The sequence below is a fragment of the Streptomyces sp. NPDC051183 genome, from assembly GCF_040682455.1.
Lineage (GTDB): Bacteria > Actinomycetota > Actinomycetes > Streptomycetales > Streptomycetaceae > Streptomyces.
The window spans coordinates 245,077-267,541 of sequence record NZ_JBFBBA010000002.1 but is presented as its reverse complement, the minus strand read 5'-3'; the positions used below and the strand labels follow the sequence as shown (position 1 = coordinate 267,541).

Here is a 22,465-nt window from a genome sequence, read left to right as displayed (position 1 = left end):
CCCATGACATCGAAACCTGGAGATGAAGACACCCGCGTCGACGACTACGCCGCACTCGCCTCCGTCGGCCCCTACGGCGTCCGCCCCGGCCATGCGCTGATCACCATGGTCGAACCCCACCCGGGCCACGAGTACGCGTACAACCGCTGGTACGAGGACGATCACTACTACGCCGGTGCCATGGCCATGCCCTGGATGTACGCCGGCCGCCGCTGGGTGGCCACCCGTGAGCTCCAGGAGCTGCGCTACCCCGAGAAGTCGGCCGTCGCCCAGCCCGTGACCGCGGGGTGCTACATATCGACGTACTGGGTCACCGAGGGCCGCTACGACGAGCACATGAAGTGGACCGTCGGCATCAACAAGCGCCTCAACCGCGACGGCCGGGTCTACCAGGACCGTACCCACGTCTTCACGGCCTTCCAGGACCACGCCGCCACGGTCTACCGCGACGGGGCGGCCGGCCCCCGGGACTTCCACGCCCTGGACCACCCGTACGCCGGCCTGGTGGTCCAGGTCATCGACGCCGACGGGCCCGAGCAGCGGGCCGAACTGCTGGAGTGGCTGCGCTCGCGGGCCCTGCCGAAGCGGCTCCAGGGCTCCCCGGCGGCGATGGTCACGCTGTTCCGGCCCACGCCGCTGCCCGGGGACAGGATGACGTACGTGAAGCAGGTCGAGGGGGTCGATACCCGCCTCACGCTCCTGTGGTTCCTGGAGGCCGACCCGCGGACCTGCTGGGACCGGTTCCAGGGGCTGGACACCGAGGTCGCGGAGTCGGGGCTCGGGCGGGTGGAGCTGGTGGCGCCGTTCATCCCGACGGTGCCGGGAACGGACCGGTACGTCGACCAGCTCCGCTAGGCGCTAGGCGGATCCGGGCCGGTCACCGGACAGGGCCGAGCCCTCTCGGCCAAGACGGCGAACCGGTCGAGAGGGCTCCATGCGGTGGTGCGGAGGCGGTTGTTTCGCGTTCGTGCGCCGTGACGTTCAGACCAGGCGTCCCAGCCGGCCCTCGGTGACGTCCGCGACGAACGAGGTCCACGAGCCGGGCGCGAAGGTGATGGACGGGCCGTCCTGCACCTTCGAGTCGCGGACCGCGATGGCCTCCATGACGGGGGACTTGACCTCGACGCAGGCGCCGTTTCCGCCGGAGTAGGAGGACTTGGTCCAGTTTTCCGTGGCGCCCTGACGAATAGCCATTTTTCTCTCCGGTTCAACGAGTAGTGCCGGTGGTGTGTCAGCCATTTCGGCTTTCCTGGCTGACGTGATCGACGCTACCGGCACGGCCCGACGGGTGAAGGGGTCATTCACCCGACCGAGTGGCATATTCCATTCAGGCCTTCTGTGGCCGGGGAGTGACGGTGTACCGTACGGGCCCCCCTCGCCACCTGCACCGTTTCCTACGGTTTTACTTCCCCTTGCCCGCATAGTGGTCGATGATCTCGCCGATGAACTGCCGTGTCTGCTCGACATTGAGGGCCTGGGCGCGCAGGTGCTCGTACATCACGCTGTACTTCTGAACGTCGTTGGCCTTCTCCAGGTACAAATCGCTCGTCACGCCCTCGATGTAGACGACGGTCGAGTCCGAGGCGTCCGGGAATTCCAGAATCGCGTACTGGCCGTTCACGCCCGGATGCGCGCCCATCGAGAAGGGCATCACCTGCACGGTGATGTACGGCTCCTCGGAACGCTCTATCAAGTACTCCAACTGCCGGATCATCAGCTGGGGATCGCCCACGTGCCGGCGCAGCGCCGCCTCGTCGATGACCGCCCACAGGCGCAGCGGTCCGACGTCGGGGTTGTTGTTCTCGGTCTCGGAGAGCCGTTTCTGGCGGTGCATCCGGACCTGGACGCGTTTGTCGACATCGGCCGGAGCCGTCTCGGGCAGCGCGCCGCGGATGAGGGCCTGGGCGTACTCCGGGGTCTGGAGCAGGCCGGGGACCATCTGGGGTTCGTACGTGCGCAGGCTGGCGGCATCCGTCTCCAGCCCGATGTAGACGCTGTACGGGATGTCGCCGAAGGCGTGCCACCAGCCCTGCTGGCGGGAGTCCTTGGCCATCTGCATGAGCGAGTCGACGAGCCGCCGGTCCTCGACCTCGTAGACGTCGCACAGGTCGCGGACGTCGCGCTGGCTGATGGAGCGCCGGCCGTTCTCCAGCCGGCTGATCTTCGACTGGGATACGAGGAGGCGCTCGGCCACCTGCTCGGCCGTCATGCCCTTGTCCTCGCGCAGCTTGCGCAACTCCATGCCCAGTCGGCGGCGTCGGACGGTGGGATTGACATTGGACGCCACGTGAACGGCACCTCCGCCTTCTTGTGTCTCTGTCTCTCTGCGTGCGTGGTGATGAGCAGATTGCCACCGAAGCGTGCGGCGCCGCCGGTAAAGCCGGGAAAACAGACGCGCGGGGTGGCGGGGCCGGCGGACCGGCCTCGCCACCCCGCGCGCTGGCGGCTCCGGAACCGGGTCTTGGGGGACCCCGGTTGCGGTGGTGGCCTTGCTGTGGATCTGCGGTGCTTTGTGTACGTGTACGTGTACGTGTGCTGCCGGTGCCGGTACTGCTGTTCTACGGGTAGGGGTAACCCGCAGGTCAGTGCGCGGCCACACGGGCCATCGCACCCGTCCGGCGCGGCTGCATCGGAACTCCGCCCGCCGTGGCCCGGGCAGCGGGCTGGGCCGGTGCGCGGTCACGGCGTGGCTGTGCGGCCACACCGTTCTGGACGTCCATGACGGCGTGCGCCACGAGACCGCCCATGGGGTCGTGTCGAATCAGGTCCCGCAGCCGGGATCTGGACGACCGCCCCTCATTGCCGGGGTACAGGTGCTTGCCGAGTCCGACCGCGTGGGCCAGTGCGGCGAGCGCCGCGGTCCGCGGGTCCGGCGGTACGCCGGTGCGGATCGCACTGTCCAGCCGGGCACGGATCTCCCGGCTGATCGCCGTGTCGGTCGCCTGGTAGCGAGTCGTCGGCAGCACCCCGCACATCTGTCCCGCGACGGCGTGGACCATGCCGCAGCGCTCCAGGTGAGCGAGGTAAATCTGACGGAGCCCCAGCCGGGGTCCGCCGATCCAGTGGACGGCCCGAACCGGGCTGCCGCGCCTGCGCAGCAGTTCCAGTGCGGAGTCCAGCGTCGGATCTCCTGTCGGCCGTGGCATCACCACGGCGATACGATCCCCGTCAGGGGCTATCCGTCCTGCCAGAGCCAGCTCCACTAGCTGTGCCCCGGCCAGGCCGAGGTCGAGCGACTGCGGCTGCGCCGTGGTACCCGTGGCCGGGTCCAAGGCGAGCAGCAGAAGCTCCTCCGGAATTGTTCTGCGGCTCCTGCCCATCCATGCCTCCCCGCGTGGATGAGTGACAGGGTGACGCCTCTCACATTCATCTGTCGAGAGCGCGTGCCCGCTTTGTGGTGGAACTGGAAGCTATGTCGTTCTCGTCTGTCACGGGGGCGATGCCCCCTAGACGGGACACTGTTAGACATTCGGACAGCCGGACGTGGTGGCGATCGAGGAGGAACTGGTGGCGGGCGAGTCCCCCGACAAGTCGGTTGATGAAGGAGCGTCGGGGGCGGCGGAGTCCTCCGAGGAGCGTGACCCGAGGCTGTCGGTCCTCCGCCCGAGGGAGCCGGAGTCGCCCGTCGGCGACCGGGACCCCCTCCGGGACGCGGTGGCGGCGTGGGTCGCCACGGCCGAGCCGCCCCCCTCCGGGGAGGACCCGGACTCCGCCGAGCCGTCCCCCTCCGGGGAGGACCCGGACTCCGCCGAGCCGTCCCCCTCCGGGGAGGCCGGGGACTCCGCCGCGGCTCCGGCCGCCGCCGCGCCCGCGGCGGAGCCGACCGCCGCCGCGCCCGAGGCCCGCGCCGCCGAGAAGCCCGCGGCCGCCCCGGCCTCCCCGGCTGCCGCGAAGCCTGCGGCGCCCCGGGCCACCGAAGCTGCGGCGCCGACCCCGGCCGCCGAGGCGGCGGTGGCCCCGGCCGCCGAGAAGCCCGCGGTGGCCCGGGCTGCCGATGAGCCTGCGGCGTCCCGAGCTTCCGAGGCGTCGGCGTCGACCCCGGCCGCCGGTGAGCCCGCGGACAGCGAGCGCACGGCCGTGTTCCGTGCGGTGGCCCCGGCCGCTGCCGCGGACCAGCCCCGGACCCAGACCCCCGCCCCGGTGCAGGCCTCCGATTCGGGTTCCGCTCCGGCTCGCCCCGAGTCCCCGCGCGTCGGGGCCGGGGAGGCCGCGGACAGTGAGCGCACCGCTGTGTTCCGGGTCGTCAAGCCCGGTTCCGGTTTGACGCCCGCCGCGGACAGTGAGCGTACGGCTGCGTTCCGGGTCACGGCTCCCGTCACGGACAAGCCGCAGGTTCCGGCCGCCGATGAGCCCGCGGACAGCGAGCGCACCGCTGTGTTCCGGGCCATCAAGCCCGGTTCCGCTTCGGCGCCCGCCGAAGGCAAGCCCGACGCCGCCGGCGAGCCCGCGGACAGCGAGCGCACCGCCGTGTTCCGGGCGGTCAAGCCGGGTTCCGCTTCGCGGCCGCCCGCGGCCCCCGCGGCCCCCGCGGACGAGCCCGCGGACAGCGAGCGCACCGCCGTGTTCCGGGCCGTCAAGCCGCCGAAGGCCAGCACCTTCGTACCGCTGCGGACCGACGACGCCGACGCCGCCGCGCCGACCGCGGCCCCGGCCCCGGCCCCGACCCCCGTACCGGCGCCGGCGCCCACGCCGGCCCCGGCCGAGAACCCCGAGCGGACCACCCAGCAGCCGCTGCCGCCCAAGCCGCCGCTGGACATGCTGGCGGACCTCACCAACAACCCGCCCCCGCCGCCGAGCGCACTGCGCACCACCGTGCGGCGGTTCAAGATCTACGCCCCGATCGTCGCGCTCCTCGCGATCGTCCTGGCCGTCGTACAGCTCGTGCGCCCCATGCCCGAGCCGAAGCTCAAGATGACCGCGAACACCTCGTACGCCTTCCAGGGCAGCGCCCCCGTACTGCCCTGGCCCAAGGAGGGCCAGGCCTTCATGGCGGCGTCCGGCCTCGGCACCGTCGGCACCTTCGGCGAGCAGAAGCCCATCGCGATCGGCAGCGTCGCGAAGGTCATGACGGCCTACGTCATCCTCAAGGACTTCCCTCTCAAGAAGGGGGAAAAGGGCCAGCTCATCGACGTGGACAGGACCGCGGTCGAAGACGGCAGGAAGAACACCGAGGGCGAGTCGACCGTCGACACGCTGAAGGAGGGCGACAAGCTCTCCCAGTACGACGCCCTCGCCGCGATCATGATCCCGTCCGCCAACAACGTCGCGCGGCTGCTCGCGCGCTGGGACGGCGGTCAGGAGGCGTTCGTCAAGAAGATGAACGACACCGCCAAGAGCCTCGGCATGGCCAACACCACGTACACGGACCCCTCGGGCCTGGACGCGACCACGGTCAGCACCGCGGAGGACCAGGTCAAGCTCGGCCTCAAGGTCGTCGAGATGCCGGAGCTGGTCGCGATCACCAAGCTGCCGAACTGGACCGACCCGTCCGGCAAGCTGCACCGCAACTACAACGACCTCGTCCCCTTCAACGGCGCGGTCGGCATCAAGACCGGCTCCACCACCAAGGCCGGCGGCAACCTGCTCTTCGCCGCCGAGAAGAAGGTCGGCAAGACCAACCAGCTGATCGTCGGCGCCGTCCTCGGCCAGCACGGCGTGCCCATCCTCGGCACCGCCATCGCCGCCAGCAAGCAGGTCATGCTGGCCACGCAGCAGGCGCTGACGAACGCGGTCGTCGTCAAGAAGGGCGAGCCCGTCGGCTACGTGGACGACGGCCTCGGCGGCCGCACCCCGGTCGTGGCCACCGCCGATGTCGAGGCCGTCGGCTGGCCCTCGCTCACCGCCGCGGTCAAGCTGAGTGACGGCGGCGGCAAGCTGCCGCAGACCGCCAAGGCCGGTACCGAGGTCGGCGTGCTGACCGTCGGAGAGGGCGCCAGCCAGGTGAAGGTTCCGGTGGCGCTGCAGAACGACCTCGCCGCGCCCACCCTCGGCAGCAAGCTGACCCGGGTCGGCTGACCACAGGTGCGAGCGCGTCCGGCGCCCCGGGGCAACCCCGGGGCGCCGGGGCGCGTCTTGACATCGGGTACTCATCGTGTTGGGAAGTGCGTCGGTTGTGACCACCGCTGGGCAACAGCAGGAACGTGAGCTGAGCTCGCCGGCCGTCGTCGGCGGGCCGTCCGGCGACGGCGACGAGCCCGGCGGCATACGGCGCGGACCGGCGCGGCGCGTGCTCGACCGGGCCCGCCGGCACCCGGTGGGGGTGGCGACCGGCCTGGCGGCCGTGCTGCACGTCGTCTGGTTCTTCACCTTCGCCAACAGCGGCGGCGACCTCGCCGCGCAGGACGCCTGGGCCGAGTTCGTCGGCCGGCACCCCGACTCGGCGTACAACCTGGCCTGGTACGGGGGCATGCACCCCGTCTCGTACAGCGTGGTCTCGCCGTACCTCATGCACATCCTCGGCGTCCGGACCACGATGATGGTCGCCGGCACGGTCTCGGCCGGGCTGCTCGCGCTGATCCTGACCCGCTGCCGCGGCGCCGTGCGCGAGCCGCTGTGGCCCGCGCTGGCCGGGGTGTACGGGCTGCTGTGCAACGCGCTGTCGGGCCGGGTCACCTTCGGGCTGGGCGTGATGTTCGCGCTCGCGGCCGTCGCGGCCGTGTTCTGCTGGCCCCGCAAATGGGCCGAGCGGCGGTGGGCCAAGGCGGCCGTGGCGGCTCCGCTCGCGGGGCTGGCCACCGCCTCCAGCCCGGTCGCCGGGCTCTTCCTCGGGGTGGTCGCGGCCGCGCTGTTCCTGAGCCGGCGGCGCCCGGGGGCGTACGCGCTGGGGCTGGCCCCGGTGGCGGTGGTCGGGCTTTCGGCCTGGCTGTTCCCGTTCTCCGGTACGCAGCCGCTGAAGCTGGGCTCGGCGTGTCTGCCGTTCGTCTTCGCGCTCGCGGTGCTGTTCCTCGTACCGAAGGGCTGGACTACGGTCCGGATCGCGTCCGGGGTCTACGCCCTGGGCGTGGCCCTGGCCTGGGCGATCGACTCCCAGGTCGGCTCGAACGTCACCCGGCTGGCCATGCTGTTCGGCGGGGCGGTGCTGCTCGCGGCGCTCCCGTACGCGCGGCGGCGCTCGCGGCAGTGGTACGCGGTGCTGCTCGCCGTCGCCGGGCTGACGACGTGGATCACCGTCAACAGCGTCACCGACATCGTCCGCACCACCCCGATGGCCGCCTGGAGCCGGGAGCTGGCCCCGCTCGTCGACCGGCTGCAGAAGGCGGGCGCCGACCGCGGCCGCGTCGAGGTGGTGCCGGCCAGCAGCCACCGCGAGTCCTCGGCCTTCCCGGCGTACGTGAACCTCGCGCGCGGCTGGAACCGGCAGGCCGACCTGGAGCGCAACCCGCTCTTCTACGACGACACCCTCACCGCAGACAGCTACCGGGCGTGGCTGGAGCGCTGGGCCGTGCACTACGTGGTGCTGCCCGCCGACAAACCCGATTCGGGCGGAGAGGACGAGGCGAAGCTGGTGCGCGAGGGGCTCCCGTACCTCCAGCAGGTGTGGGGCGACTCGAACTGGCAGCTCTTCAAGGTGCTGGACCCGACGGATCTGGTGGCGGGGCCGGCGAGCGTGGTGCGGGCGAGCGCCGACCAGCTCGTCATCCAGGTGCGGGAGCCCGGGCGGGTGCTGGTGCGGATCCCGCACTCGCCGTGGCTGGGGCTGGTGGACCCGGCGGGCAAGCCGGTGGAGCCGCCGCAGGAGAGCGCCGCCTCGAAGGCGCGGGGCAGCCGCCCGTCCGGGGCGGCGAAGGAGTACGAGAACACGGCCGGGTGCCTGTTCAAGGCGCCGCTGGACGAGACCGGGGACGCGTGGACGGAGCTGCTGGCGCCGGTGCCGGGGGAGTACCGGGTTGCGGCGAAGTACCAGCTCCCGCGGGGGACGCCGTGTCCCGGGGAACTGGTGTACGAGGCGCTGGGGTCGCCCCAGCGCTCGAATCCGTCGCGCCCGTAATAGATATTGATGCTCCGGTCCGGGTGCATTGGTCCGCATATCTGCATACGATCCCAGTAGTCCGATTGGGTGCTTCCCGAGGGAGTTGACGACGGGATGAGCAAAGAGCAGAAGCAGGATCTCCGGCCGGCCCGCCAGGCCATGGAGCCGGACCGGCCGCCGCGTCCCCCCGGCCACGGCTTCGACGGCCTGGTGCGGAGCAAGATCAAGGGCGGAGCGCACACCAAGGCGGCCCTCAAGCGGGCCGGCACTCCGCAGGGCGACCGCATCGGCGAGCGCAGCAGGGGCCTGAGCTGACGCCGGCCGAACCCACTCCGTGACGCGGCCCTTCCGGCTCAGGCCGGGAGGGCTTTCGCGCGTCCGCGAGCAGCTTCGGAGGGGCTTCGGCAGGGCTTCGGTCCCTTGATGACTTCGTGGCGGAGCATCCGGACAACCGTTACATTGCCGACGGATTACCAACACATGACCCTCGTAACGTCGTCGTTGTCGCCAGGGCAAACCACCCAAAAAGGGTGGTGAGTCCGGACCGAGACCACAGGCGACGCCGACCCGAGGGGAACCATCCATGCGCGCCACCTTCCGTACCGCCGCAGTCGCCGCCGGTGCCGTCACCGCACTGGCACTCCCGGCCGCCCACGCCTTCGCGGCCGACGCCCCGACCACCCCCTCCACCCCCTCCACTCCCTCCGCCCCGACCACGCCGAGCGCCTCCCCGTCGGAGGAGACCAAGCGGGAGGACGCGGGCACGCAGCAGCTGGGCGACGGCTGGTACGCCAAGGTCTTCAAGCACGTCAACAACGGCCCGACGAAGGAGTACGTCGTCAAGGGCTACGAGGCCGAGATCCACCAGGGCAAGGGCGGTGTCAAGGCCACCCTGAAGGCGTTCGGCAAGCCGGACTCCAAGAAGGTCGGCGAGCACACCTTCACCCTGTCCGCGGACGGCAAGGTCACCGCCACGAAGGACGCGGCGAAGCCGAAGCCGAAGCCCGAGGGGACCAAGGTCTCCGGCGTCTACGTCGGCGGCGGCACGATGGCCGACCTGACCAACACGGCCGCCGACGGCCCCAAGGCCGTACTGAAGGTCGGGCCCAAGGACGCCGCGAACGGCACGAAGGCCGGCACCGTCCAGGCCACCCTGACGAAGAAGAACCCGCGCGCCGAGAACAACGGCCAGAAGTTCGAGATCGTGAAGGCCGACAGCGCCAAGCCGCAGCTCAAGGTGACGCTCGAAGGCGAGGGCACCAAGTACTACGACTTCCCGGCCGCCGACAAGGGCACCACGGGTACCAGGCCCGCCCAGCCCACCAAGCCCGTGACCCCCAAGGGCGGCGTGAAGGCCGGTGCCGAGGGCGTCGAGACCCCCGGCTCCGGCGACGGCACGCTGCTCGTCGCGGGCGGCGCCGGCCTGGCCGCGGCGGGCGCCGCGGGCCTCGGCTTCGCGATGCTGCGCCGCCACCGCGCCGAGGGCTGAGCGCCTCCGCTTCGCCCCGGAACGACCCTCCGGAACGACCCTCCCGGGACCACCCTCCCGGCCGCCGGGCGGACGCCGCACCCCCGCGTCCGCCCGGCGGGCCCGGTCCCGGCCTGTTCCCGGCCCGGCCTCCGGCCTCCGGCCCGTCCCGCTGCCGGTCCCGGACCCCCGTCCTGCCCCGCACCGGACCCCCGTCCTGCCCCCGCCCCGCCGCCCGGAGTACGCCATGACCCGCACCGCCCCCGCCGCCCCCCGCCCCGCCCCCTCCCGTACGCGCCGCACCCGCCGGGCCGTGGCCACGACCGCCCTCGCGGTCGCCGTCTCCGGCGGCCTCGCCGCGTGCGGCGGCGGTGGCGGCGGTACGAAGCTGCCCCCGGACCCCAAGGTGGGCAGCACGGCCTCCGCACCCGCCCCGGACAGCGGAGCGGCCCTGCCGAAGTCGAAGCCGACCGGGATGAAGATCGACGCGGCGGGCGTGGACGCGAAGAAGATGGTCGACCTCAAGGTGGACGCCGCCTCCGGCGAGCTGGGCGTGCCCAACGCCGACACCGACGCGAACAACCCCGGCTGGTGGACCGAGGGCGTCACCCCGGGCGAGAAGGGCGTCGCCGTACTCGTCGCGCACTTCGACACCAAGTACGGCCCGGCGCTGATGAAGGACGTCAAGAAGATCAAGCTCGGCGACCTCATCGAGGTGCCGCGCGAGGACGGGAAGACGGCGAAGTTCAAGATCCGCGAGATCGAGGACGTCGACAAGAACCAATTCCCGACCGACAAGGTCTACGGCGACACCGACCGCTCCGAGCTGCGCCTGCTGACCTGCGGCGGTGAGCTGAAGGACGGCCACCGCACGAACAACGTCATCTTCTACGCCGACCTGGTGGCATGAGTGGCGTGACCCGCCAGCCCGCCGCCCGCCGTCTCGCCGCCCTGGCCGCGCTGCCCGTGGCGGCCCTGCCGCTCGCGGGCTGCGCCTCGGACGCCGGTGCGGACGGCGGGGTCCAGGTCGCCGACCACGGCAAGCAGGCCCCGCGCGCCCAGGGCCCCGACCGGCTGTGGCCCGAGCGCCCGCCCGCCCCGCCCCTGCCGGCCCGTGGGGCGCACCGGGCGGTCCCGCACATCGTGCCGGGGATCCGCGTACCGGCGCCGGGCGGGCTGCGCGACGTACCGCCGCACGAGGTGCTGGCCGCGGACCTGGCGGGGGACGCGGCCCCGGGCCGGGCGCCGGACGCGTGCGCGGCCGACGCGGAGCCCGGCGGCTGCTCCGTGAGGGAGGCCCATTACCGTGACCTGACCGGGGACGGTCACCAGGAACTGATCCTCGGCATAGAACGGGCCGACCACCACCTCAACATCCGCGTGTACACGTACCTGGACGGTCACGTCCGGCAGATCATGAACGACACGCAGCGCGTCATCGGCGTCGAGCTGGCCGCACACGACCTCATCGTGCGGTCCTTGAGCGGCACGTCCGGCACGGAGTGCCGGGACGTGTGGTCGTGGCGCCCGGACGAGGGGTTCATGTCGAAGCGGCTGATGGAGATCATCCGCAACCCGGAGGAGCCCCGCTGATGCGTCCCCCGCGGCCTCCGCAGCCCCTGCGGCCTCCGCGCCTGCCCGCCTGGACCGCGACCCTGACCTGGAAGGCCGCGGTCTTCATCACGCTCATGTGCTGCGGGCTCGCGGCGCTGCTCGGCGGCCTCGTGCACAGCGCCATGACGCACCAGACCGTCGGCACGGCCCGCGAGAAGGCGCTCGGCAAGCTCGACCGCAACATCACCCTGTACGAGAGCGGCGCGCGCATGCCGCGCGGCGAGGGGATCGACCCCGAGGGCCTCCCCGGGGAACTGCGCCGGCTGGCGGCGAGCGGCAAGCGCGGAACGGCCGTCGGGGAACGCCACGGCCGCTCCGTGATGTGGGCGGCAGCCCCGGCCGACCACGACGGGGTGATCGCCGCGGCGGTGGACTTCACCGGCAGCGAGCGGACCATCGCCGACCTCGACCGGGCCATCCTCGGCTCCTCGGTACTGGCCATCGGCGGGACGCTCCTGATCGGCGCGTTCGGCGTCACCCGCATCACCCGGCGCCTGCACCAGACGGCGCAGGTGGCCCGCCGGATCACCGCGGGCGACCTGGACGCCCGGGTGAACGACCCGGTCCGGGCCAAGGACGAGGTCGCGGCGGTCTCCCGGGCGCTGGACACGATGGCCGTCTCCCTCCAGCGCAAGCTCGAAGCGGAGCAGCGCTTCACGGCGGACGTGGCGCACGAGCTGCGCACCCCGCTGACCGGCCTGAACGCGGCGGCCGAACTCCTCCCGCCGGGCCGCCCGGCCGAACTCGTCCGGGACCGGGTCAGGGCGATGCGCTCGCTGACGGAGGACCTGCTGGAGATCTCCCGGCTGGACACGCGCAGCGAGCGCGTGGACCTGGACGCCTGCGACCTGGCGGACCTCGCGGCCCGTACGATCCGGGCCTCGGGCACCGGGACGGAGCTCGTCGTGGTCTCTTCGCACTGGGTGGAGACGGACCGGCGCCGCCTGGAGCGGATCCTCGGCAACCTCATCGCCAACGCCCACAAGCACGGCGCGGCCCCGGTCACGGTGACGGTGGACGGCCGGTCGGTGACGGTGACCGACGCGGGCCCCGGCTACCCGGAGTACCTCCGCACCGCCGGCCCCCAGCGCTTCCGCACGGAGGGCATGAACAAGGGCCACGGCCTCGGCCTGACCATCGCCGCGGGCCAGGCGGAAGCCCTGGGCGCGACCCTGACCTTCACCAACCCGCCCACGGGCGGCGCCGAGGCCCGCGTCACGCTCCCCTGACGCCGCGAACGCCAACGGGCCGCGACCCTCCGACCGTTCCCGGTCCGGAGGCCCACGGCCCGCGACAACTGTGCCCTCGGCAGGATTCGAACCTGCGACACCGGCTTTAGGAGAGCCGTGCTCTATCCCCTGAGCTACGAAGGCAACCACGCATCAAGCGTGCTGGTCAGCCGACGTGTCTCCCACGTACTGAGTAGCCGTCCGACCACCGACAGCGTAGCGGATCGTGATGAGGGGGCGCGCCCCGATATGGCGCCGCGGTTCCCGCGGGGGCGGCGGCGGGCGCGGGCCGGGGGTCCGTCGGTCAATCAGCCGTCGCCTACCGGCCATGATCGGCCGGAAGGGTGCCGTCCGGGTGCGGGGGCTGGGAAACTGCGCCGCGTGGAATCGGTGAGCAGCAACATCTCCGGCGGTACCTTCAACGGCCCGGTCTTCCTGGGCCGGGACCCCAAGATGTTCCAGCATGGCCCCATGGACCGGCCCGCGCCCGAACCCGTGCCCCGCATGCTGCCCTTCGGCCCCGACGGGTTCGTCGACCGCGAGGCGACCCGCGCCCGGCTCGACGAGCTGCTGGCCGGCCGCGAGGCCCGGCGCGCGCCGCTGCTGGTGCTGCTGCACGGGACGCTCGGCGTCGGGAAGACCGGGCTCGTGCTGCACTGGGCGCAGCAGCGCACGGAGGAGTTCCCCGGCGGGGTGTTCTACGCCGACATGAGCCCCCAGGGGCTCGCGGGCGGGGCCGAGGCCGCCGCCGTGCTGGAGTCGTTCATCGGGGTGCTCGGCACTCCGCGTGCCGAACTGCCCGGCACCGTCGACGGGTTGGCCGGGCGGTTCCGGAGCCTGACCGCCGGGCGGCCCTCGCTCGTGGTCCTCGACGGGGTCGTCTCCGCGAGCCAGGTCCGGCAGCTGTTCCCCGGGCATCCCGCCAGCATGGTGGTGCTGACCAGCCGGTTCCGCCTCGGCGCCTTCGAGCGCGACGAGCAGGACGGGCGGCTGCCGGTGCGGCTCGTCGTACCGGAGCTGGACGAGGAGGCGTGCGCCGAGCTGTTCCGCGCCGTCGCGGGGGAGGACGTACCGGGCGGCGAGGCGCTGCGCACGGTGCTGCGGGCCTCGGCCGGACTGCCGTACGTGGTGCGCATCGCCGCGGCCCGGGCGGCCGACCCGATGTTCGACGGGGTCGAGGGGCTGGCGGCCCGGATCGCCCGGGAGAACGTCCTGGAGGCCCTCGACATGCCCCGGCGCCTCTTCGACCTCGCCTACGAGGCCCTCGACCCGGAGGTGCGGCGCGGATTCCGCCTCCTCGGGGCCCACCCCACCCCCGAGTTCGCCGACGCGTTCCTCGACGAGCTGGCGCCCGGGGTGCGGGGCCCCCTCTACGCCGCCGGGCTGCTGGAGCGGTCCGAGCCCGGGCGGTCCCGCCTGAACGGGGTGCTGCACGGGCACGCGCAGATCCTGGCCGCCGCCGACCCCGAGTCGCGGGGCGCCCTGGAGCGCGTCATCGACTGGTACCTGCGCCGCGCGGGCGCCGCCGAGCTACGGCTGTCCTCGCGCTGGCGGGCCGGCCCGCTCTTCGCCGAGCCCGGATCCGAGGCGCTGGCAGGGGTGTTCGCGGACCGTGCGCAGGCCCTGAGGGCCCTGGAGGCGGACCGGAACAACCTGGTGGCCGTCGCCGAGCTGCGCGAGATCGAGCCCGCGCGCCTCTGCCAGCTCGCCGAGGCCGTCCACGCGATGTTCCTCGACCGGGGCCACCACACCCTGTGGATCCGCATCGCCCGTCTCGCGCTCGACGCCGCAGGCCGCGCGGAGGGCGCCGACGGCGGCGGGCTCATGCTCGCCCGCATGCATTTCGAGCTGGCCTTCGCCCTCAACGACCGTGGCTCCGCCGAGGACTTGGAGGAAGCGCTCCTGCACTACGGCGCGGCCCGCGAGAGCGCCCGCCGGATCGGGCACGGGCGCACCGAGTCCTCCGCCCTGGAGGGCCTGGGCCGGATCGCGACCGCCCAGGGGCACCCGCAGACGGCCCTGGAGCTGTACCAGCAGGCCCTCGACGCGCTCGGCAGCCTGGAACACCCGCGCGGACGCGCCCTGTTGGAGTACCACCAGGGCAACGCGGCGAGCGCCGCCGGGCTGCACGAGCAGGCCGTCGCGCACCTGGGGCAGGCCCTGCACGGGTTCCTCACCCTGCCCGCGCCCGATACGGGCAACGCCGCCAAGACCCGGCTGCGCTACGCCATGGCCCGCCTCGCCGCGGGCCGCCCCCAGGAGGCCGTGGAGCCGCTGGCGCTGGCCCTGGAGGCGTTCGCCGGCCCGTCGCTCAACCGGGCCGATGCCGTGCTCGTACGGGGAGACGTACGCGGGGCCCTCGGCGACCCGGAGGCCGCCCGGGCCGACTGGGAGGCGGCTCTGGAGCTGTACGGGTCACTGCGCAGCATCCGGGCCGAGGAGGCCCGCATCCGCCTGGCCGGCAGCGCCGCGAGCCCCGGGCGGGGTGAAGCGCAGGGCTGAGGTCGCGCCGCCGATCCGCAGGGTGCAGCCGCCCTCGGGGTCGAGGCCCTCGCCGAGCAGCGCCAGCAGGGCCGAGGCGGCCGGAGCCGGATCGCAGCCGGCCGGGACCTCGAACTCCCGGCCGGAGCGCAGCACGAGGCGCCCCGCCCCGGTCGCCACCAGTGCGCATCCGGGGTTCCGGGCGAACACCGCCGTCGGGTCCGCGTCCGGGCGCGCCACCAGTACGTCGGCGAGGCCGCGCAGCCGCGGGTCCGGCTCGGCGGCGTCGGCCACCACGTGCACGTCGGCGCCGAGAGGGGCGGCGCTGCCACCGCTGCCCTGCAACTCGGCCGGGTAGCGGCGGACCCGTACCTCCCGGCCGCGGACGCGGGTGTCGACGTAGAGGGCGGGGCCCAACGGGCTGCGTACGGCGCCGGGTTCGGGTACCGCGACGGGCCGCGGCAGTACGGGGAAGGCAGGCTCGGGGAGGTTCAGGTGCCGGTAGCACAGGGCGCGGAGCAGGGCGAGCGAGCGGCCGGGGCGCGAGGTGACGCGCGCGGCGGCCCCGGGGAGGGCGACGGCCTGCGCGAGCTGCTCGGACAGCGGGCGGACCGGGTCCACGCGGGGCAGTTGCCCGCCGAGCCAGTCCATGGGGGAGCCGGGGGCGACGGTTCCGGCGCCGAAGGCGGCGAGCAGCCCGGGCAGCCCGCGCGCGGCGGCGTACAGGCTGAGGGAGCCGTGGTCCCCGACGAAGGCGTCGGCAGCACAGATCGCGGCCTTCCAGGTCTCGCCGGCGGGCGGCGGCAGGATCAGCCCGGCCCGGCGGGCGCGCTCCAGCCATTGGCGGATCTGGAATCCGCCGTGCCCGTACCAGGCATTGGGGTGGATGGCGGCCAGGACCCGGAATTCATCGTACGGCAATTCGGCGAGGGCTCGCTCCACGCATTCGATGGCGGACCCGAGGAGGGATTCCTCGGACCAGGTGGAGGTGATGAGCAGGAGTTTCTGTTCCGGCCGGACTCCCAGGGCCGCGCGGTATTCCGTACGGAAGGGGGCGGAGGCGTCGAGCTGGTCCGCGCAGGGGTCACCGACGACATGGGCGTACGGGAGGGCCTCGGGGCAGTCGCGCGCCAGGCGGGAGCGCTGCTCGTCGTGCGAGAGCACGATCGCGGACGGGACGACCTCACCGTCGTGCAGCAGCCATTCGGGCGACAGCCCGAAAGCCCCGGCCCCGACCCCTGCCCCGGATTCCGGATTCCGGATTCCGGATTCCGGATTCCGGATTCCTGCTGAGCTTTTTATTGTATCCGGCGCCGTGCGGGGCGCCAATGAGGGGTGCGGAAATCGCTTCCAGATCTCCGCCGCGGCTGGTGCTCACCGCCAGGTCGAATTCCTCCTTCAGGGCGCTCTCCCACGGCAGGAAGAACAGCCCGTGCGCGGAGACGAATTCCGGGATGCCGTCCTCGAAGACCGAGGACCCCGTGCACGTGAACACCACCCGGACGCGCGGATCCCCCTCGAAGACGGCGAGGACGTCGAGCAGCCTGGTCGCGGACGTGACGTTGTGGATGACGCCCAGGACCGTGCGCTCGGCCGGCACCGTGAGCCACCTCCGGGCCGGCAGTGCCCGCTCCGTCCGCACACACACCACCGCTTTCCCGATCCGTGCCCGCCGCGGTCACCCTACGGCTAGCGTGGCCCTCATGGATGTTGCGGCACTGGTGACGGCGGGTGCGACCACGATCGTCGGCCTCATGGCCTCGGAGGCCTGGACCTACGCGAGCGGACGCTTCGCCCGCCTCCTCGGCCGGACGGACGCGGCCGACCCGGCAGAGGGCACGGACCCCGCCGCGGAGGCCGAACTCCGCGCCTCCCGCGCGGAACTCCTCGTCGCCCGCGCCGACGGCGACGAGGCCGCCGCAGTCCGCGTCGAGGAGGCCTGGCGGGACCGCCTGCGGGCCGCGCTGGAGCGCGACCCGGCGGCCGTACGCGAACTGACCGAGCTGCTCGACGAGGTGAACCCCGACTGGCGTGCGGACCGGGCGGCCACCGTCCAGAACACCACCACCAACATCAGCGGCGGCACCTTCAACTCACAGGTCTTCACGGGCAACGACTACACCGTCACCTTCAACCAGCAGCCGGAGACCCGCCCTTGAGGTCCGCTACGCGCCCATCGGGGTGTGCAGCTCCACGGTGATCTCCACCTCGACCGGCGCGTCCAGCGGCAGCACCGCCACGCCGACCGCGCTGCGCGCGTGGATGCCCGCGTCGCCGAAGGCGGTGCCCAGCAGCTCGCTGGCGCCGTTGAGCACGCCCGGCTGGCCGGTGAAGTGCGGGTCGCTGGCGACGAAGCCGACGACCTTCACCACGCGCTTGACGGCCGACAGGTCCCCGGTGACCGACGTGACGGCGGCCAGCGCGTTCAGCGCGCACTGCTGCGCCAGCTCCTTGGCCTGCTCCGGGGTGACCTCGGCGCCGACCTTGCCGGTCAGCGGCAGGGCGCCGTCCACCATCGGGAGCTGACCCGAGGTGTGGACGTAGTGCCCGCTGCGTACGGCGGGTACGTACACGGCGACGGGCTCGGGGGTCGGCGGGAGCTTCAGCCCGGCCGCGGCGAGGCGCTCTTCGGGGGTGCTGGGCGTCGCGGTCATCGCGGGTCTCCTGTCTCCGTCTGCTGCTGTGGTCCCGCGGGCCGCGGGAACAGGATGATCGGCTTGATCATGCCGGGTTCGCGGGTGCCGAGCCGCGTGAACGCCTCCCCGACACGGTGGAAGGGGAACTCGTGCGTGGTCATCACCGTCGGCTCCACCAGCCCGTCGCCGATCAGGTGCAGGGCCCGCGCCAGCCGCTCACCGCGCCCCCGGGGCGGCCGGCAGCGGGCGTACGTGACCTTCGCGCCCTCGGCGGTGCCCGCGCGGGCCGCCCGCGCGGCGCCGGGCGAGGGGGTGGCCACGATCGCGCAGTCCGCCCCGGCCCCGCCCGTCAGCTCCAGGAGCCGCTCGGCGGTGTCCTCGTACGCGGGGTCCACCACCACGTCCGCCCCGAACCGCAGGGCGAGGCGCTGACGCTTCATCTCCGGCTCCACGGCGATGACCCGCGCCCCGAGCAGCCGCCCGGCTGCCACGGTGGCGCTGAGCCCGACGGTGCCCTGCCCGAAGATCGCGATGCTGCCGCCGGGGGCCGGCGCGGCCTCCTCGGCGGCGGCGAAGCCGGTGGGCAGCGCCCCGGCCGCGTACAGGGCCTGGTGGTCGCTGACGGTGCCGGGGAGCGGGACCAGCCCCGCCCCGGCCGCCGGGGCGCGGAAGTACTCGGCGAGCCGCCCGTGCCCCTCGACGCCGACGCGGCGGCCGACGTAGGACGGGCAGACCCCGCCCCCGACGGCCTCGACGACGCCGACGGCCTCGTGGCCGAGCCCGCTGGGCGCGGCGGCGGCGGAGTGGCCGTCCCAGGCGCAGATGAGCGCGGCCGTGGTCCGTACGAGGACCTCGCCGGGCCCCGGTCGCGGGACCGGGCGCTCGACCAGGGCGGGCGGCTCGCCGGGGCGGCGCAGAGCGAAGGCCTTCACGGGGTCTCCCTACGTCGTGACGCTTACGCCTTACGCCTCAACGGTCGCCGCCCGGGTGCGGTGCTCCGCGGGGCCGGAGGTCGGTACCTGGCGGGCCGAGTGGCCGGACCCGGTGCCGCCGCCGGTCCCGAATCAGGTCATCCGGCCCGGCCGGCCCGGCCCCGGGCCCGCTCCGGCTCCCGGCCCGCGCGCCGCCGGCCCCGCGCGCCGCCGGCCCCGCGCGCCGCCGGCCCCGCGCCCGCCGCCACCGCGCCCGCCCTCACGGACGCGTCACGCGTACCTGGTAGCTGCCGTTGCGCAGCTCGCCGACGACCGAGATGCCGATGCCCGCCTTCTCGTCGGAGAAGGTCTCGCCCGGCCGGAACGGAGCGTCCGAGAGCTCCGCGTGCACGTTGGGCCGCCTGGTGCAGCCGCCGCTCGCGTTCGCACTGTCGGAGACGATCACCGGGCCGCGCCCGGTGTCCACGTCGGAGTCCACCTTGTAGATGAGTACGCCCGGCTTGCAGACGGCCTCGTCGTTCCCGGCCCTGGTGCGCACCTCCACCGCGTACCCGGCGCTCTCCGACACCGGGACGAAGGCCAGCTTGGTGCCGCCCTCGACCGCCAGCGGGGACAGGACGTGGTCGCTGACGCCGGACTTGCCGGCGCAGCTGATCTGGGAGGCGTCGAGCCAGCCCAGCTTCCACTTGTGCCAGCCGAGCAGGTCGTTGTTGGCGCCCCAGTCCTCGCTCATGATGTCCCAGTGCCCGACCGTGCCCCCGCCGTCGGCGGTGTACAGGTCGGGCAGGCCGAAGACGTGCCCGTTCTCGTGGGGGAGCACCCGGTAGCCGGTCTCCCGGTAGGAGCCCGAGCCGTCGTCCTGCCGGCTGTAGACGAAGGACGTGTTGGCGAGCGGCACCCCGTCGGCCATGGGCGCCTCGCTGTTGCCGGAGAAGGTCACCGAGAGCACGGCGTCGAGCGCCGAGGGCCCGGCGTTCGGCGTGACCAGGATGTTGACCAGGTCGTACCGGGAGAAGTCGACCTCGGTGTCGGCGGCCTTCACGATGTGCTCGACCAGCTGGCGGTAGCCGGGCTCGTACGGGGAGCCGCGCTCGATCCCGTACGCCGCGAACGGCATCGGCATGCGCAGCCAGTTCCGTACCGGGGCCTCGGCCCGGTAGTCGAGCCGGCCGTAGGAGCTGGTCCGGAACCAGTCGGAGGTCTGCGGGAAGAACTCCGCCAGCCGGTCGGCGGCGGTGCCCTCCCCCTTGGCGTCGGGGAAGTCGATCATCAGGTTCAGTGCGCGGACCTTGCCGGTCGAGCGCGCGTACCCGGGCGGGGTCGGCAGGCCCTCGGACATCTGCACGCCCATCGTGCCGGCGATGCGGCAGGGCGCGAGCGCCGATTCGGCGGTCGAGGCGACGGGCCCGGAAGCCGAGTGGGTGCGGTTCGAGATGCCCGCGCTGGCGGTCGCCGTGACGCCGAGCGCCAGCGCGGTGAGGCCGATGTAGGCGCTGGTGCGGTGCGGTCTGCGTATCCGGTGGCGCGTCTGCGGCATGGAGATCGGCCTTCGGGTCCGCGGCAGCCGGCCGGGTCCGGTCTGCGCTCTGTGCGCTCACCCTCCGACGGCCGCGGCGCGCCCGCGCGTCGAAAGCGTCCAAACGGGACAAGTCGGGATGTATCGGTGTGACCCAGCTCACACGAACGAGTGAAATAACCGGGGACGCAATCCCCGTTTGCACTTGAGTCCGACTTGAAACGGGGACGAGCTCCCCGCTTGTACGAGTGCCAGTGCCGGCGTCAGTGCCAATGCCAGGGAGGCCCGGGAATGAAGCGCCCCACCACGATCGCCGCGGCGGAGGTCAAGGTGCCGCGGCCGCGCGCCGACGCCGTACGCAACCGGGAGCGCATCCTGGCCGCGGCGCGCGAGGTGTTCGTGGAGTTCGGCGCCGGCGCCCCGCTCGACGAGATCGCCCGCCGGGCCGGTATCGGCAATGCCACGCTCTACCGGCACTTCCCCGACCGGGCCGCCCTCGTGCACCACGTCGTGCTGTTCGTGATGGACCGGGTCACCACCCAGGCGCAGGACGCGCTGCGCGAGGAGCTGGACGCCTTCGCCGCGCTGTGCCGGTTCGCGCACGCGGCGGCGGACGAGCGGATCGGCGCCCTGTGCCCCATGCTCGACGGGGACTTCGACCGCGACCACCCCGAACTCGACGCCGCGCGCATCGAGTTGGAGGAGGCTGCCGAGGCCTTGATGGCGGCGGGACAGTCCGCGGGGCTGATCCGTACCGACATCGGCGCCGGCGACCTGATGATCGCCATGTCCCAGCTCGCGCGCCCGCTCCCCGGCATCGCCTGCTTCGAGGTGGACCGCTTCGTCCACCGCCATCTCCAGCTGTTCCTCGACGGGTTGCGCACTCCGGCCCGCTCCGAGCTGCCGGGTTCCGCGGCCACGCTGGAGGACCTGAGGCGGAAAACCATGTGACGTCCAGGGTCGCACCCGTTAGCGTCACAGAACCTCCCTAAACCTTACTGAAACCTCTTTTTCAGTCATTTCGCACCATGGAGTGGGTACCCCCATGTCAAAAACAGCCGCGAATCCGCCGCTGACGTTGACCTCAGCCGACCCCAGCCGCTGGAAGGCCCTCGTCTTCATAGCCCTGGCCCAGCTGATGGTCGTGCTCGACGCGACCATCGTGAACATCGCCCTCCCCTCGGCCCAGACCGACCTCGGGATCTCCGACGGCAACCGCCAGTGGGTCATCACCGCGTACGCCCTGGCCTTCGGCGGACTTCTGCTCTTCGGCGGCCGCATCGCCGACAAGTGGGGCCGCAAGAACGCGTTCGTCGTCGGCCTGGCCGGCTTCGCCCTGGCCTCCGCGCTGGGCGGCGCCGCCACCGGTGAGGCCATGATGCTCGGCGCCCGCGCCCTCCAGGGAGCCTTCGGCGCCCTGCTCGCGCCCGCCGCCCTCTCGCTGCTGGCCGTCATGTTCACCGACGCCAAGGAGCGCGCCAAGGCCTTCGGGATCTACGGTGCCATCGCCGGCGGCGGCGGTGCCGTGGGCCTGATCCTCGGCGGCTTCCTCACCGAGTACCTGAACTGGCGCTGGACCTTCTTCGTCAACATCCCCTTCGCGATCGTCGCGGCCGTGGGCGCCTGGATGGTCATCCGCGAGCCGGCCGGCGGCCGCAACCGCGCCCCGCTCGACATCCCCGGCGTGGTCCTCTCCACGCTCGGCCTGGTCGCGCTGGTGTACGGCTTCACCCGCGCCGAGTCCGCGGGCTGGTCGGACGCCGTGACCGTGGCCATGTTCGTCGCCTCCGCGGGCCTGCTGGCCGCCTTCGTCTTCGTCGAGTCCAAGGTGAAGTCCCCGCTGCTGCCGCTGCGCGTCCTGCTGGAGCGCAACCGCGGCGGTGTCTACCTCTCGCTCGGCCTGGCCGTCATCGCGATGTTCGGCCTGTTCCTCTTCCTCACGTACTACCTCCAGGTCGTGAAGGGCTTCTCGCCCGTCAAGACCGGCTTCGCCTTCCTCCCGATGATCGCGGGCATGATCGCCGGCTCCACGCAGATCGGCGCCCGCCTGATGACGCGGGTCCCGCCGCGCCTGCTGATGGGCCCGGGCTTCCTGCTCGCCGCCACCGGCATGCTGCTGCTGACGCAGCTGGAGGTCGGGTCCTCGTACCCGGCGCTGATCCTGCCGGCGCAGCTGCTGCTGGGCCTCGGCATGGGTACGGCCTTCATGCCCGCCATGTCCCTGGCCACCCACGGGGTGGACCCGGCCGACGCCGGTGTCGCCTCCGCGATGGTCAACACCTCGCAGCAGGTCGGCGGCGCGATCGGCACCGCCCTGCTGAACACGATCGCCGCCTCGGCGACCACCGCGTACCTGACCGACCACGCCGCGGAGGCCGCGGCGGGCGGGGCGGGCGCGAAGCTGATCCAGGCCCAGGCCATGGTCGAGGGTTACGCCTCCGCCATCTGGTGGGCGGTCGGCATCCTCGTCGCCAGCTCGGTGATCGCGCTGGCCCTGATCACCACGGGCCGTCCCGGCGCCGGCGGGCCGGTCGCCTCGGGTGACGGCGAGGGCGCCGGGGCCGGGGCCGAGGCCGAGCTCAAGGTTCCGGTGATCGCCCACTGACCCGGCCGACCGGAG

The 22,465-nt window shown here is 73.0% G+C and carries 20 protein-coding genes and 1 tRNA gene; 12 read left to right on the top strand and 9 right to left on the bottom strand.

Annotated features, from left to right (window positions below; genetic code table 11):
• Positions 1–3 precede the first annotated feature (3 nt).
• Positions 4–855: a hypothetical protein gene (locus tag AB0M99_RS03170; protein WP_365916881.1), complete on the top strand. Its 852-nt coding sequence runs from the start codon at positions 4–6 to the stop codon at positions 853–855.
• A 126-nt stretch (positions 856–981) separates the two neighbouring features.
• Here the strand turns inward: AB0M99_RS03170 and AB0M99_RS03165 are convergent, their stop codons facing one another.
• The 3 genes from AB0M99_RS03165 to AB0M99_RS03155 form a co-directional block, all read right to left on the bottom strand.
• Positions 982–1,194, bottom strand: coding sequence for a DUF397 domain-containing protein (locus tag AB0M99_RS03165; protein WP_365916880.1), 213 nt, complete (start codon positions 1,192–1,194; stop codon positions 982–984).
• A gap of 208 nt (positions 1,195–1,402) precedes the next feature.
• Positions 1,403–2,287, bottom strand: a complete 885-nt coding sequence (locus AB0M99_RS03160) for a helix-turn-helix transcriptional regulator (RefSeq protein WP_365916879.1) — start codon at positions 2,285–2,287, stop codon at positions 1,403–1,405.
• A gap of 295 nt (positions 2,288–2,582) precedes the next feature.
• Entirely contained in the window at positions 2,583–3,320 is a 738-nt protein-coding gene (locus AB0M99_RS03155; protein ID WP_365916878.1) for a GPP34 family phosphoprotein, read from the bottom strand.
• 163 nt (positions 3,321–3,483) lie between these two features.
• On the opposite strand from AB0M99_RS03155, the gene AB0M99_RS03150 reads away from it, so the two are divergent.
• The 7 genes from AB0M99_RS03150 (at position 3,484) to AB0M99_RS03120 (ending at position 12,280) form a co-directional block, all read left to right on the top strand.
• Positions 3,484–6,015 (top strand): serine hydrolase, encoded by a 2,532-nt coding sequence (locus AB0M99_RS03150; RefSeq protein WP_365916877.1) that lies wholly within the window; start codon positions 3,484–3,486, stop codon positions 6,013–6,015.
• A gap of 211 nt (positions 6,016–6,226) precedes the next feature.
• Positions 6,227–7,987 carry an MFS transporter gene (locus AB0M99_RS03145; protein WP_365916924.1) on the top strand — a complete coding sequence of 587 codons (1,761 nt, stop codon included), beginning with the start codon at positions 6,227–6,229 and terminating at the stop codon, positions 7,985–7,987.
• Between the two features lie 96 nt (positions 7,988–8,083).
• Positions 8,084–8,284: a hypothetical protein gene (locus AB0M99_RS03140; protein ID WP_365916876.1), complete on the top strand. Its 201-nt coding sequence runs from the start codon at positions 8,084–8,086 to the stop codon at positions 8,282–8,284.
• Between the two features lie 268 nt (positions 8,285–8,552).
• Entirely contained in the window at positions 8,553–9,458 is a 906-nt protein-coding gene (locus AB0M99_RS03135) for a hypothetical protein (protein ID WP_365916875.1), read from the top strand.
• 226 nt (positions 9,459–9,684) lie between these two features.
• Positions 9,685–10,347, top strand: coding sequence for a sortase (locus AB0M99_RS03130; protein ID WP_365916874.1), 663 nt, complete (start codon positions 9,685–9,687; stop codon positions 10,345–10,347).
• 5 nt (positions 10,348–10,352) lie between these two features.
• A complete protein-coding gene (locus AB0M99_RS03125; protein WP_365916873.1) occupies positions 10,353–11,030 on the top strand; it encodes a hypothetical protein in 678 nt (225 codons plus the stop codon).
• The gene (locus tag AB0M99_RS03120; protein ID WP_365916872.1) at positions 11,030–12,280 is read left to right on the top strand and encodes an ATP-binding protein; all 1,251 of its coding nucleotides are present in this window, start codon (positions 11,030–11,032) and stop codon (positions 12,278–12,280) included. Before AB0M99_RS03125 ends, AB0M99_RS03120 begins: the two co-directional genes overlap by 1 nt.
• Positions 12,281–12,351: 71 nt before the next feature.
• Here the strand turns inward: AB0M99_RS03120 and AB0M99_RS03115 are convergent.
• A tRNA-Arg gene (locus AB0M99_RS03115) sits at positions 12,352–12,424 on the bottom strand.
• A gap of 237 nt (positions 12,425–12,661) precedes the next feature.
• Between AB0M99_RS03115 and AB0M99_RS03110 the strand changes: the two genes are divergently transcribed.
• Positions 12,662–14,782, top strand: a complete 2,121-nt coding sequence (locus tag AB0M99_RS03110; RefSeq protein ID WP_365916871.1) for a hypothetical protein — start codon at positions 12,662–12,664, stop codon at positions 14,780–14,782.
• Here the strand turns inward: AB0M99_RS03110 and AB0M99_RS03105 are convergent.
• Positions 14,696–15,925 carry a hypothetical protein gene (locus AB0M99_RS03105; protein ID WP_365916870.1) on the bottom strand — a complete coding sequence of 410 codons (1,230 nt, stop codon included), beginning with the start codon at positions 15,923–15,925 and terminating at the stop codon, positions 14,696–14,698. The two genes, AB0M99_RS03110 and AB0M99_RS03105, sit on opposite strands and share 87 nt — an antisense overlap.
• A gap of 19 nt (positions 15,926–15,944) precedes the next feature.
• Positions 15,945–16,361 (bottom strand): hypothetical protein, encoded by a 417-nt coding sequence (locus AB0M99_RS03100; RefSeq protein WP_365916869.1) that lies wholly within the window; start codon positions 16,359–16,361, stop codon positions 15,945–15,947.
• A 103-nt stretch (positions 16,362–16,464) separates the two neighbouring features.
• Here AB0M99_RS03100 and AB0M99_RS03095 point away from each other — a divergent pair, with 103 nt between their 5' ends.
• Positions 16,465–16,920: a hypothetical protein gene (locus AB0M99_RS03095; protein ID WP_365916868.1), complete on the top strand. Its 456-nt coding sequence runs from the start codon at positions 16,465–16,467 to the stop codon at positions 16,918–16,920.
• A gap of 6 nt (positions 16,921–16,926) precedes the next feature.
• Here AB0M99_RS03095 and AB0M99_RS03090 read toward each other — a convergent pair whose 3' ends face one another.
• The 3 genes from AB0M99_RS03090 to AB0M99_RS03080 all read right to left on the bottom strand — a co-directional run bounded on the left by AB0M99_RS03090 (position 16,927) and on the right by AB0M99_RS03080 (position 19,866).
• On the bottom strand, positions 16,927–17,415 hold the full coding sequence (locus AB0M99_RS03090; protein WP_365916867.1) for a RidA family protein: 489 nt from the start codon (positions 17,413–17,415) through the stop codon (positions 16,927–16,929).
• Positions 17,412–18,329: a zinc-binding dehydrogenase gene (locus tag AB0M99_RS03085; protein ID WP_365916866.1), complete on the bottom strand. Its 918-nt coding sequence runs from the start codon at positions 18,327–18,329 to the stop codon at positions 17,412–17,414. The genes AB0M99_RS03090 and AB0M99_RS03085 overlap by 4 nt, the downstream gene beginning before the upstream one ends.
• Before the next feature lie 259 nt (positions 18,330–18,588).
• The gene (locus AB0M99_RS03080) at positions 18,589–19,866 is read right to left on the bottom strand and encodes a M6 family metalloprotease domain-containing protein (protein WP_365916865.1); all 1,278 of its coding nucleotides are present in this window, start codon (positions 19,864–19,866) and stop codon (positions 18,589–18,591) included.
• 270 nt (positions 19,867–20,136) lie between these two features.
• On the opposite strand from AB0M99_RS03080, the gene AB0M99_RS03075 reads away from it, so the two are divergent.
• Together AB0M99_RS03075 and AB0M99_RS03070 are read left to right on the top strand one after the other, a co-directional pair.
• Positions 20,137–20,796 (top strand): helix-turn-helix domain-containing protein, encoded by a 660-nt coding sequence (locus AB0M99_RS03075; protein ID WP_365916864.1) that lies wholly within the window; start codon positions 20,137–20,139, stop codon positions 20,794–20,796.
• Between the two features lie 94 nt (positions 20,797–20,890).
• Positions 20,891–22,450, top strand: a complete 1,560-nt coding sequence (locus AB0M99_RS03070) for an MFS transporter (RefSeq protein WP_365916863.1) — start codon at positions 20,891–20,893, stop codon at positions 22,448–22,450.
• Positions 22,451–22,465: the final 15 nt, after the last annotated feature.